Annotated in this window: 8 protein-coding genes and 2 pseudogenes; 7 read left to right on the plus strand and 3 right to left on the minus strand. The window is 70.4% G+C overall.

Going from position 1 to position 12,370, the window contains the following annotated elements; translation table 11 throughout:
• The first annotated feature begins 76 nt into the window (after positions 1 to 76).
• The 4 genes and pseudogenes from ccoG to ccoS all read left to right on the plus strand — a co-directional run.
• The gene (gene ccoG, locus ACT6XY_RS09945) at positions 77 to 1,567 is read left to right on the plus strand and encodes a cytochrome c oxidase accessory protein CcoG (RefSeq protein WP_444748178.1); all 1,491 of its coding nucleotides are present in this window, start codon (positions 77 to 79) and stop codon (positions 1,565 to 1,567) included.
• A gap of 16 nt (positions 1,568 to 1,583) precedes the next feature.
• On the plus strand, positions 1,584 to 2,096 hold the full coding sequence (locus ACT6XY_RS09950) for a FixH family protein (protein WP_444748179.1): 513 nt from the start codon (positions 1,584 to 1,586) through the stop codon (positions 2,094 to 2,096).
• Between the two features lie 127 nt (positions 2,097 to 2,223).
• Positions 2,224 to 4,344, plus strand: a complete 2,121-nt coding sequence (locus ACT6XY_RS09955) for a heavy metal translocating P-type ATPase (protein WP_444748186.1) — start codon at positions 2,224 to 2,226, stop codon at positions 4,342 to 4,344.
• A gap of 11 nt (positions 4,345 to 4,355) precedes the next feature.
• Positions 4,356 to 4,508: pseudogene (ccoS, locus tag ACT6XY_RS09960) on the plus strand (cbb3-type cytochrome oxidase assembly protein CcoS); the annotation flags it as partial.
• Between the two features lie 17 nt (positions 4,509 to 4,525).
• Here ccoS and ACT6XY_RS09965 read toward each other — a convergent pair.
• Positions 4,526 to 4,996, minus strand: coding sequence for a hypothetical protein (locus ACT6XY_RS09965; protein ID WP_444748180.1), 471 nt, complete (start codon positions 4,994 to 4,996; stop codon positions 4,526 to 4,528).
• Between the two features lie 147 nt (positions 4,997 to 5,143).
• Between ACT6XY_RS09965 and ACT6XY_RS09970 the strand changes: the two genes are divergently transcribed.
• Complete coding sequence (locus ACT6XY_RS09970) at positions 5,144 to 5,884, plus strand: helix-turn-helix domain-containing protein (RefSeq protein WP_444748181.1); 741 nt, start codon at positions 5,144 to 5,146, stop codon at positions 5,882 to 5,884.
• A gap of 12 nt (positions 5,885 to 5,896) precedes the next feature.
• Here the strand turns inward: ACT6XY_RS09970 and ACT6XY_RS09975 are convergent, their stop codons facing one another.
• Together ACT6XY_RS09975 and ACT6XY_RS09980 are read right to left on the minus strand one after the other, a co-directional pair.
• The gene (locus tag ACT6XY_RS09975; RefSeq protein ID WP_444748182.1) at positions 5,897 to 6,658 is read right to left on the minus strand and encodes an ABC transporter permease; all 762 of its coding nucleotides are present in this window, start codon (positions 6,656 to 6,658) and stop codon (positions 5,897 to 5,899) included.
• Complete coding sequence (locus ACT6XY_RS09980) at positions 6,655 to 7,578, minus strand: ABC transporter ATP-binding protein (RefSeq protein WP_444748183.1); 924 nt, start codon at positions 7,576 to 7,578, stop codon at positions 6,655 to 6,657. Before ACT6XY_RS09980 ends, ACT6XY_RS09975 begins: the two co-directional genes overlap by 4 nt.
• Positions 7,579 to 7,821: 243 nt before the next feature.
• Between ACT6XY_RS09980 and ACT6XY_RS09985 the strand changes: the two genes are divergently transcribed.
• Together ACT6XY_RS09985 and ACT6XY_RS09990 are read left to right on the plus strand one after the other, a co-directional pair.
• On the plus strand, positions 7,822 to 9,756 hold the full coding sequence (locus ACT6XY_RS09985) for an autotransporter assembly complex protein TamA (RefSeq protein ID WP_444748184.1): 1,935 nt from the start codon (positions 7,822 to 7,824) through the stop codon (positions 9,754 to 9,756).
• Positions 9,756 to 12,370 (plus strand): annotated as a pseudogene (locus tag ACT6XY_RS09990) (translocation/assembly module TamB domain-containing protein); the annotation flags it as partial. The gene ACT6XY_RS09985 and the pseudogene ACT6XY_RS09990, both read left to right, overlap by 1 nt.

Consider the following 12,370-nt stretch of genomic DNA (forward strand, 5'->3'; position numbering starts at 1 on the left):
AAGGCCCCGCCGGCGCAATTGGCAGATGGTCCCGCCATGCCGCCATGCGTGGCATGCCTTCCCCCCGGGACGCCCCATGTCGGACCTTCTCAGCCCCGCCGCCCGCAAGTCCGCTGCCCAAGCGGAGGAGCCCCACGTCGTCGTGGCCGAGGACGAACCTCTCTACGAGAGCCGGCGCGAGATCTACCAGCAGAGCGTCAAGGGGCGGCTGCGCACCATCAAGTGGGCGGTCCTCTTCATCTGCCTCGGCGTCTACTACTTCCTGCCCTTCCTGCGCTGGTATCGCGGCCCCAACCAGCCCGACCAGGCGGTGCTGGTGGATATCGCCAACAACCGCTTCTACTTCTTCTTCATCGAGATATGGCCGCAGGAAATCTACTATTTCACCGGCCTCCTGGTGATGGCCGCGCTCATCCTGTTCCTGATGAACGCCGTCGCCGGCCGCGTCTGGTGCGGCTATCTCTGCCCGCAGACGGTCTGGACCGACCTCTTCACCACCGTGGAGCGCTGGGTCGAGGGCGACCGGCGCGAACGGATGATTGCCGACAGCCAGCCGATGTCGGCGGCCAAGGCCGGCCGCAAGGTGCTCAAGCATGTCCTCTGGCTGATGATCGCCTGGTGGACCGGCGGCGCGTGGGTTCTCTATTTCGCCGACGCGCCGACCCTGGTGAAGGACCTCGCCACCTTCCAGGCACCCGCGATCGCCTATATCTGGATCGGCATCCTCACCTTCACGACCTATGCCCTGGCCGGGCTGATGAAGGAGCAGGTCTGCCTCTACATGTGCCCCTGGCCGCGTATCCAGGCGGCGCTGACCGACCAGTACGCCCTCAACGTCACCTACCGCTACGACCGCGGCGAGCCGCGCATGTCGATGAAGGCCGCCGTGAAGGCGCGCGAGGCGGAACAGCCGGCCGGCGACTGCATCGACTGCCGCCAGTGCGTGGTCGTCTGCCCGACCGGCGTCGACATCCGCGACGGCGCCCAGCTCGGCTGCATCCAGTGCGGCCTCTGCATCGACGCCTGCAACACGGTCATGACCAAGGTGAACCGGCCCCTCGGCCTCATCGCCTACGACAACGACGTCAATATCGACCGGCGGCGGCAGGGGCTCGACGAGGTCTATCCCATCGTCCGCACCCGCACGGTCCTCTATGCCGCCATGATCGGGGCGGTCGGCCTCGTCATGCTCTACGGCCTGATGACCCGCTCCTTCACCGATCTCTCCGTGCTGCACGACCGCAACCCGCTCTTCGTCCAGCTCTCCGACGGGTCCGTGCGCAACAGCTACACCGTGCGCATCCTCAACAAGCGGCCGCTGCACCGCATCTTCGTGCTCGCCGTCGACGACCTGCCGCTGGCCAGGCTCACCGCCGTCGGCGTGACCATGACCTCCGGCGACTGGCCGGTCATCGACATCGGTCCCGACTCCACCCGCGAGGTCATCGTCCACGTCACCGCCGCCAAGCCGGCCGACCTCCCCGCCTCGACCCGCGTCACCTTCCGCATCACCGAGCTCGGCTCGGGCGAGAAGGTGAGCGTCTCGGACCACTTCATCTCACGCTGACCCGAAGGACCCCCCGATGTCCGGATCCGCCGCCCCTGCCCTCCCCCGCGAACGCCGCCTCACCGGCCGTGCGGTCTTCTTCGGTTTCGTCGCCTTCTTCGGCGTGGTCTTCACCGTCAACGCGATCATGCTGTCGGTCGCCCTCGACACCATGCCCGGCCTGACCACCGACAGCTCCTACCGCGCGAGCCAACGCTTCAACCGCGACCTCGCCGACGCGCGCCTGCGCGACGCCCGCGCCTGGAAGGTCGAGGCCGGCGTCGACCGCGACGCCGGCGGCGTCGGCGCCGTCACCGTCTCGGTGCGGGAGCCGCAGGGCGCGCCGGTCGAGCGCATCACCGTCAAGGCGCAGGTGCAGCACGCGGCCCGCCGCGCCAACGACCGCAGCTTCGACGTGACGCGCAGCGGGCCGGGCCTCTATGTGGGCACGGCCGAGGGCCTCGTCGCCGGCGCCCACGACCTCGTCATCGAGGTCGAGCGCGACGGCGAGACGCTCTACCGCTCGCGCAACCGCGTCATGCTGCCCTGAGGCCGCCATGAGCACCGCCCTCACGGCCGACCCGCCGCGCCTCGATGTGGCGGCGCCGGCCCCGCCACCCGTCGCGGGGACCGACCTCTCGCTCTTCGTCGAGCCCCTCGGCGACGGCCGCGCCCGCATGGACTTCGCCGTCGACGGCATCACCTGCGCCGCCTGCATGCCGGTCATCGAGCAGGGCCTCGCCCACGAGCCCGGCGTCGAGACCGCGCGCATCAATCTCACCCACCGCCGCCTCACCGTCGAATGGCGCGAGGCCGCCACCACGCCGCAGGCCATCGTCCAGCGCCTCGCCGCCATGGGCTTCCGCGCCTTCCCCTTCGACCCCAAGGCGGTCGAGGGCGAGGAGGCGCGCGAGGCGCGCTTCCTGCTCCAGTGCCTCGGCGTCGCCGGCTTCGCCATGATGAACATCATGCTGCTGTCGGTGTCGGTCTGGTCGGGCAACGTCAGCGACATCACCCAGGAGCAGCGCGACTTCTTCCACTGGCTCTCGGCTCTCATCGCCGTGCCGGCCGTCGCCTACGCCGGCCGGCCCTTCTTCCGCTCGGCGCGCATGGCCATCGCCGCCCGCCAGCTCAACATGGACGTGCCGATCTCCCTCGGCGTGCTCCTCGCCGTCGGCATGTCCCTGGTGGAGACCGCCCACCACGCCACCCATGCCTATTTCGACAGCGCGGTGATGCTGCTCTTCTTCCTGCTCATCGGCCGTTATTTCGAGCAGCTGATGCGGCGCAAGACCCGCAGTGTCGCGGCCAACATCGCGGCCCTCAGGGCCGAGACCGCCGTCAGGATCCTGCCGGACGGCACGCTGCGCCAGGTGCCCATCGCCGCCATCGCGGCGGGCGAACGGGTGTTGGTCCGCCCCGGCGAGCGCGTCGCCGTCGACGGCGTGATCGTCGCTGGCCGTTCCGCCCTCGACCAGAGCCTCGTCACCGGCGAGACCCTGCCGCAGGAGGTGGGTCCGGGCGACGCCGTCTATGCCGGCACGCTCAACACTGCGGGCAGCCTTACCGTCGAGGTGCGGGCCGCCGCCCGCGGCACCCTCCTCGACGAGGTCGGCCGCCTCCTCGAGACCGCGCTCGAGGCCCGCTCCTCCTATCGCCGCCTCGCCGACCGCGCAGCCGCGCTCTACTCGCCGGTGGTTCACGTCACCGCCATCGCCACGCTGGCGGGGTGGATCATCGCCGGCCTCGCCTGGCAGCCGGCCCTGATCATCGCCATCACGGTGCTCATCATCACCTGCCCCTGCGCCCTCGGCCTCGCCATTCCCGCCGTCCAGGTCGTCGCCTCCGGAGCCCTGTTCAAGGCCCATGTCCTGCTGCAGTCGGGCGACGCGCTGGAGCGGCTCGCCGCGGTCGACACCGTCGTCTTCGACAAGACCGGCACGCTCACCCTGCCAGATCCGGCACTCGACCGGCCCGCCGGCCTCTCCGACGAGGCCTTCGCCCTCGCCGGCCGGCTCGCCCTGTCCTCCCACCATCCGCTGGCCCGTGCCCTCGCGGCGGCCGTGCCGGGCGGCAGGCCGCTCGAAGAGGCGACGGAGGAGGCCGGCCGGGGCGTCCGCGCCGTGGTCGACGGCGTCGAGATCCGCCTCGGCAGCCTCGCCTTCTGCGACGCGGTTGCCGAAGGCGCGGCTGTCGCCGCAGCTCATCCCGACGCCTCCCTCATCGCCTTCCGCCACGGCGACCTCGCTCACGTGTTCGCCGTCCGCCAGGTGCTTCGCCCGGATGCGGCGGCGGTTGTCGCCGCCCTTCGCAAGGCGGGGCTCGCCATGGAGATCCTCTCCGGCGATCGGCCCGAAGCCGTCGCCACCGTCGCGGCCGCCCTCGGCATCGCCGCCGCCGGGGGCATGAGGCCCGCCGACAAGATCGCCCGCCTCGACGCCCTGAAGGCCGAGGGCCGCCGCGTGCTGATGGTCGGCGACGGCCTGAACGATGCTCCCGCCCTCGCCCGCGCCCATGTCTCCATGTCGCCGATCACCGCCGTCCACCTTACCCAGGCGGCGGCCGATGCGGTCTTTCTCGGCGACAGGCTGGCGCCCGTCGCGCACGCCCTCGCCGTGTCGCGCACGGCCCTGCGGCTGATGAAGGAGAACCTGTGGATCGCCGTGGTCTACAATGCGGTCGCGGTGCCCATCGCCATCGCCGGATGGGTCACCCCGCTGATTGCCGCACTCGCCATGTCGGGCTCGTCGGTGATCGTCACCGCCAATGCCCTCCGGGCGCGGCGCGGCCGGCTGTGAGGAGATGAACGATGGACGTGCTGGTCTATCTGGTGCCGCTCGCCCTGGGCCTGGGAGGGCTCGGCCTCGCCGCATTCCTCTGGTCCCTCAGGACGGGGCAGTACGACGATCTCGACGGCGCCGCCTGGCGGGCCATCATGGACGACGACGTGATTCCGGAGGCGGCGCGCGTGGTCCCGGGTCAGGACGGGACGGGGTCTACCGTCTTGATGAACCCGACGGAGCCTGGCCGGAAGTTGTGAGCGGCGAGCGCCTGGTCGATGCCGGTCCATGACGCCAGCCGGTCATGCGTGGCTCCGCTGGCGGTGTCCTCGATGAGGATGCTGGAGCAACCCTCGCCCCGCGCCAGTTCGTCGACGAAGTCGAACAGCGTGTCCGGTGCGGTGCTGGCCGGAAGTTCGGCCTTCGACAGGTAGGACAGTTCCAGCCTTCGCCCGGAGCGCGGGTCCGGCGCCACACGATAGAGGCAGGCGGCGTGCACATAGCCGCGCTGGTCGTTGACCACCACGCAGCCCGAACGCCGGCGTTTGCCGGTGCCCAGCCCTTGCAGATGCTGCCGCCAGGCGTCGATCCCGATGTCGGGGTAGCACAGGCGCACCAGGCCAAAGACGGTCATCGCCTCGTTCGCGTCGATGATGCGGCCTTTGAACATCGAGGCGCAGGCTCCCAGAATGCACGCTTATCCGACAGCATGCCGAGCCCCCGGGATCACGTCCTTGCGCTGGATCAATACAGGTGTATGAGTTTGTGAATATGTAAGAGCCATAGTGCCTTTGTTCCCCCACATAGGGTCACTGCCATGACCGAATCGATCGAACTGCTCCCGCCGCGGGTTCACGCCTGCGGGCGTCAGCCCGGCGACAACTATTGCGACAGCTGCAAGGTGCGATCTCTCGCCGTCTGCGCGGCGCTCGGCGCCGATGAGCTGGGCGAGCTGGACGACATCGTCCATCACACCCATGCCGACGGGAAGACCACCTTCATCCACCAGGGCGAGACGGCCGAGTCGGTCTTCTCCGTCACCGATGGCGTCGTCAGGCTTTACAAGCTCCTGTCCGACGGCCGCCGCCAGATCATCGGCTTCGCCATGCCGGGCGACTTCCTCGGGCTGGCGCTCCACAACCGCTACGGCTTCTCCGCCGACGCGGTGGACAATGTCTCTCTCTGCCGCTTCGACCGGCGCGAGTTCGACAACCTCGTCACCGCCAAGCCGCACTTCCTGCGCCGGCTGCACGAATTCGCCACCCACGAGCTGGTGATCGCCCAGGAGCAGATGACGCTGATCGGCCGCCGCTCGGCCGAGGAGCGCGTCGCAGCCTTCCTCGTCGCCATGCGCGAGCGCTGGGCCCGGATCAAGGGTCCCTCGGTGACCATCCAGCTGCCCATGCAGCGCATCGACATGGCCGACTATCTCGGCCTGACCATCGAGACGGTGAGCCGGACGCTGACCAAACTCGCACGCGACGGCATCATCCTGATCGTGCCGGAGGCGGTGCGGGTCCTCGACGAGAAGAAGCTCGCCGCCATCGCCCGCGCCTGATCCCCCGGGGGGTCAGGCCTTGAGCCGGTAGCCCGTCCTGAAGATCCAGGCGATGCCCGCGAGGCAGAGCAAGAGGAACACCAGCGTCATCGCCACGCTGACGCCGATATGGACGTCGGCCGTGCCGAAGAAGCTCCAGCGGAAGCCGCTCACCAGATAGACGACCGGGTTGAACAGGCTGATGGTCCGCCACAGCGGCGGCAGCATGTCGATGGAGTAGAAGCTCCCGCCGAGGAAGGTCAGCGGCGTCACCACCAGCATCGGCACGAACTGCAGCTGCTCGAAGCCCTCGGCCCAGCCGCCGGTGATGAAGCCGAACAGGCTGAAGGTCACCGCGGTCAGCACCAGGAAGGCGAGCATCCACAGGGGATGCTCGATGCGCAGCGGCACGAAGAAGGCAGCCGTCGCCAGGATGATGAGCCCGAGGATCACCGACTTCGTCGCCGCCGCGCCGACATAGCCGGCGACGATCTCGAAGGTGGAGATCGGCGCCGACAGCACCTCGTAGATCGTGCCGGTGAATTTCGGGAAGTAGATGCCGAACGAGGCGTTGGAGATGCTCTGCGTCAGCAGCGAGAGCATGATCAGCCCCGGCACGATGAAGGCGCCGTAGGCGACGCCGTCGATCTCCTGCATGCGCGAGCCGATGGCCGCGCCGAAGACGACGAAATAGAGCGACGTCGAGATGACCGGCGAGACGATGCTCTGCCAGATCGTGCGCCAGGTCCGCGCCATCTCGAACAGGTAGATGGCCTTGATCGCATGGAGGTTCATCGGTCGCTCACAAGGTTGACGAAGATCTCCTCGAGCGAACTCTGCCGCGTGTGGAGGTCCTTCAGCCGGAGGCCCGCTTCCGCCAACGCCTGCAGGAGGGCGGTGATGCCGGTGCGTTCGGCCTGGGTGTCGTAGGTGTAGACGAGGGCATTGCCGCCCTCGGCGAGACCGAGGTTGAAGGGCGCGAGAGCCGGGGGAAGGTCGTCGATCCGGCTTTGCAGCTCGATCGTCAGCTGCTTCTTGCCGAGCTTGGCCATCAGCGCGGCCTTCTCCTCGACCAGGATGATCTGACCTTTCGAGATGACGCCGACCCGGTCGGCCATCTCCTCGGCCTCCTCGATGTAGTGGGTGGTGAGGATGATGGTCGCGCCGCGCTCGCGCAGCCTTCCGACGAGTTGCCACATGTCGCGCAGGAGCTCGACGTCGACGCCTGCCGTCGGCTCGTCGAGGAAGAGCACGTCGGGCTCGTGCGACAGCGCCTTGGCGATCATCACGCGCCGCTTCATGCCGCCGGAGAGCGTCATGATCTTCGCGTCCTTCTTCTCCCAGAGGGACAGGTCCCGGAGGATCTGCTCGATCAGGCCGGGGTCGGCGGGCTTGCCGAACAGGCCGCGCGAGAAGGTGACGGTCGCCCAGACCGATTCGAAGGAATCGGTGGTCAGTTCCTGCGGCACCAGGCCGATCATGCTGCGGGCGGCGCGGTAGTCGGCGGCAATGTCGTGGCCTCCCACCGTCACCGTCCCCTCCGACGGCCTGACGATGCCGCAGATGGTGGAGATCAGCGTCGTCTTGCCGGCGCCGTTGGGTCCGAGGAGCGCGAAGATCTCGCCCTTGCGGATGGTGAGATCGATCCCCTTCAGCGCCTCGAAGCCGGAAGAGTAGCGCTTTGAGAGATTGGCAACCTTGATGATGTTATTCATGGCGCGGAACATAGGGGCTGCCGCCTGCTCGCGGGAGGGGGAGAATGGCAGCAGTCCGACGTGCGGTTCCACCGCACACGACGGCATGTCCGTAAGGTCGACTTGCACCACCCGGACCGGTTAAGGTCTCTCCGGGCGCAACGCCGGTGGGAACCTGACCTTCGTTCTTCCGGAATTTCGTTTTGTATCGCGTCCGAAAGGTCGGAAATGGTGGCTGACGGGACGAAGCGATCCCGCATCGGTATGGGTCTTCTCGTCGGTGCCGCCCTCGTGGCGCAGCCGCCGGTTGCGCGCGCCTTCAATCCCTTCGGCCTGTTCGGCGAGGACAAGCCCGCCGTCACGGCCAATGCCGTCGCCTACGACCTGCAGATCCAGGGGCTGGGCGGCGATGCCGCCGTGCTCACCGCCGTCCGCGACGTCTCCATCCTCTATCGCCTCCGCCAGGAGCCCCCGCAGACCGGCGACGAACTGATGCGCCGCGCCGAGGCCGATATCCCGCGCATCGTCGACGCCCTCTGGGGCTCGGGTCACTACGCCGCTCGCGTCTCGATCGTCGTCGGCGGCCAGGTGATCGCCCTCGACAGGCCGGCCTCCGGCTCCGTGCGCGCCACGATCGACAGCCTGCGCGGCCGCGCCCTCGTCCCCGTGGCGGTGATGATCGAGCCGGGGCCGCTCTACCGCTTCGACCGGGTGGCCGTGCTCGACCAGCGCAGCGACCTGCCCTTCGACCCGGCCGAGCTGCCGCAGCGCGTCGTCACCATCGCCCCCGGCGATCCCGCACGCACCGCCGACGTGCTCCAGGCGGCCGCCGCCCTCTCCGACCATTTCCGCGACCGGAGCCACCCCTTCGTCAAGGTCGGCCGCCGCGTGCCGGTCATCGACCACGGCACCCGCACCGTCGACCTGACCCTCGTCGTCGATCCCGGCGCCCGCGCCGGCATCGGCGGCATCGGAGTCTCCGGCACGAAGCAGGTCGACCCCGCCGTGGTGCGATCCTTCATCTATGCCGAGCGCGGCGATCCCTATTCCCGCCGCGCCATGGCCGACATCCGCCGCTCGGTGGCCCGCATCGAGGCGATCGGGGGCGTGCGCGTGCGCGAGGGCACGGCCCTCGACGCCAACGGCCAGCTGCCCGTGGACGTCGAGGTCACCGAGCGCCCGCTGCGCGTCATCGGCGGCTCGGTGCGCTATTCCACCATCGACGGGCCGGCGCTGAAGGCCTACTGGGCCCACCGCAACCTCTTCGGCGGCGCCGAACGCCTGCGCATCGACGGCGACCTCTTCTATTTCACCGGCCCGCAGAACTGGCCGGGCGGCTCAAACCGCAGCGGCTTCAACACCGACGACATCGGCGGGCGCCTGTCCGCCTCCTTCCTCAAGCCGGCGCTCTGGGGCACGCGCAACGACCTGCTCGTCGACGCCTTCGTCCAGCGCGAGCTGACCGAGCTCTACACCAGCAACGTCGTCAACGGCACGGCGGCGATCCGCCACCGCTTCACCGACAGCTTCAACGTCCGCGTCGGCGTCGAGGGCGAGATCGGCCGCTCGACGGACGTGCTGGGCCGCTTCGACTACGGCCTCCTCGGCGTGCCGCTGGCCGCTTCCTACGACACCACGGACAAGCCGCTCGACCCGACCCGCGGGGTGCGTGTCACGGCGACCGTGACGCCCTATCTCGGCTTCGGCGACGCGCCCGACGCCTTCGTCATCAGCCGCATCCAGGCCTCGACCTATTACGCGCTGGACGATGCCGCCCGCACCATCCTCGCCGGCCGCGTCGCCTTCGGCTCGATCCTCGGCGGGACGCTCGGCGCCATCCCGGCCTCCCGCCGCTTCTATGCCGGCGGCGGCGGCTCGGTGCGCGGCTTCGAATACAAGAGCCTCGGACCCCGCACGGTCGGCGGCATCGTCACCGGCGGCATGAGCCTGTTCGAGGCCTCGGTCGAGGCGCGGGTGAAGCTCACCGACACCATCGGCATCGTGCCCTTCTTCGACATGGGCCAGGCCTATGCCGGCTCCTTCCCCGACGGCTCGGCGCCCATGCGCTATGCCGCCGGCCTCGGGCTGCGCTACTACACCGCCGTCGGCCCCATCCGCTTCGACGTCGCCGTGCCGCTCGCCCGCCGTCAGGGCGAGAGGCCCTATGCCTTCTACGTCAGCATCGGGCAGGCCTTCTGATGACGCGCGCCCGCACCCTCGCCGCCTTCTGCCTCCTCGCCATCCTCGTCGTCGCGGGCGTCATGCTGGCCCCGACCCGGCCGCAGGCCCAGGAGGACCAGGGCGTCCTCGCCGGCTTCATCTCGCGCACCCTCTCCTCGCCGGGCTCCACCGTCACCATCGGCGCCGTCGAGGGGCCCCTGTCCTCCGACGCGATGATCCGCAACGTCACCATCGCCGACGCCCAGGGCGTCTATCTCAGGATCGACACGATCCGCCTGATCTGGCGGCGCGTGGCGCTGCTGTCGCGCCGCCTCGAAATCCAGAACCTCGAGATCGGCACGGTGGAACTCCTGCGCCGGCCCGTCCCCGATCCCAACGCGCCCCGTGCGGCCGACGGGCCGCTCCTCCCCGAGCTCCCGCTCAAGGTCGAGATCGGCAAGTTCGCCGTCGGTGAGTTCCGCCTCGGCGAGCCGGTGCTCGGTGTCGCCGCCCGCTTCACGGCCTCGGGCAACGCCACCCTCGGCCCGCCGGCCGAAGGACTCAACGCCGCGCTCGAGATCCGCAGGCTGGACGCCCAGGGCCTCTCGGCCCTGAAGCTCACCTTCGTGCCCGCCACCCAGCAGCTCGACCTCTCGCTGCAGCACGACGAGCCGGCGGGAGGCATCGCTGCCCGCCTCGCGAACCTGCCGGGACTGCCGCCGGTCAAGCTCGACGTCGCTGGCGCCGGGCACCTCGACAACTGGCGCGGCCGCATCGGCTTCGACGCGGGACCGGACGTCAACGCCCGCGGCGATGCCGTGCTGACGCGCGACGACCAGATCCGCCGCCTCGGCCTCAACCTTGACGCACGGATCGAGAGCCTGCTGCCGGCCGCCGTCTCGGCCGTCTTCGCCGGCGACACGCGCCTCCAGGGCCGCATCGTCTTCGGCGACGACGGCGGATACGCCATCGAGGCCTTCCGCCTCGCCTCCCAGCTCGCGGAGCTGACGGCGCAGGGCTACCTCACCGCCCGCAACGAACTGAACGTCACCGCCCGCGCCCGCGCCCTGCCCAACACCGAGGGCGCCACGGCCCGCGGCGGCGCGCGCATCGCCCGCCTCGTCTTCGACGCCAGCGCCATGGGCGCCCTCAACGCGCCGCGCGTCGAGGGCAAGCTGGACGTCAGAGGGCTCGAGGGTCCCGCGGCCTCCGTCGCCAGCCTCACCGCCATGCTATCCGCCGAGCCGGAGAGCCCGGGCTCGGCCCGCTACCGCATCATCATGGACGGCGAGGTGGACGGCCTCACCCTCGCCGACCGGGGCGTCTCCGAGGCGATCGGTCAACGCGCCGTCCTGACCCTGCGCGCCATCGTCAACGAGGAGGCCGTCACCGAAGTCTCGAACCTCTCGGTCACCTCGCCGAACCTGCGCCTCGCCTTCACCGGCCGTACCGGCGCGCGGCTGCTGGACGGCCAGATCCAGGGCGACATCCTGCGGCTCGCCGCCTTCTCGCGCCTTGCCGGCCGCCCGCTCGCGGGCCAGGGCTATGTGGCGGCGACGCTCTCCGGCGACCCCTCGCAGGCCCTCACCCGCGCCGTGCTGAACGGCCGGGCGACCGGCCTCGCCCTCGGCGATCCCACCGCCGACCGCCTGATCGGCCGCGAGGCGACCCTCGCAGGCACCATCATCCGCCGCCGCGAGGTGATGACGCTCGAAGGCGTGACGCTCTCCGGCCGCCACCTCACCGCCGGCCTCGACGGAACGCTCGGCGACGGGCGCATCGACCTGCGCGCGGCCCTCGCCCTTCCCGACCTCTCGCAGGTCGACCGGCAGCTCGCCGGCACAGCCCGCGCCGATGCCCGCGTCAGCGGCGAGATGCTCGACCCCTCGGTGGCTCTCACCGTCGCGGCGCCCAGCGTCCGCGCCATGAACCGGCCGGTCCGCGACCTCCGCCTGGTGGTGGACGGCCGGACCCTCGGCTCGGCCCCCGCCTTCACCGTGACCGCCGGCGGAGACGTCGACGGCAAGCCGCTGAACGCCGACATCGTCGCGCGGGAGCAGGGCAGCGCCTGGGTTCTCGATCGGCTGAACGCCCGGCTGGGCTCGGTCTCTGCCGAGGGCCAGGGCCGGCTCTCCGAGGACCGGCTCGTCAGCGGCCGTCTCGCGGTCACGGCGGGCAATCTCGACGACCTCTCGCCCCTGGTGCTGACCCGCCTCTCGGGCAGCCTGCGCGCCACGCTGACGGCCGATGCCACCGGCGGCCGGCAGTCGGTCACCGTGCAAGGCGACGGGCAGCGCATGGTCTTCGGCGCCGCCAGCCTCAACATCCTGCGCGCCGACCTGCGCGCCGAGGATCTCTTCGGCCGGCCGCGGCTTGACGGCGAAGCGACGGTGGACCGCCTCGTCGCCGCTGGCGAGACCGTCGAGCGCATCGAGCTGAAGGCCGACGGCTCCCCCGAGGCGACCGCCATCACCCTCGCCGCCCGCGCCCGTGGCTTCGCGCTCGCCAGCGCCGGCCGCCTCGTGCCCGGCCCGCCGAACCGCCTCGACCTCGCCTCCTTCACCGCCACCCGGGCCGGCGCGCGCATCGCCCTCGCCCGTCCGGCGACGCTGACCTTCGAGGGTGCCCAGGTGCGCACCGAGCGCCTCACCGT

Origin of the sequence: Phreatobacter sp., from assembly GCF_052440005.1 — a bacterium.
In the GTDB taxonomy this organism is placed as follows: Bacteria; Pseudomonadota; Alphaproteobacteria; order Rhizobiales; family Phreatobacteraceae; genus Phreatobacter.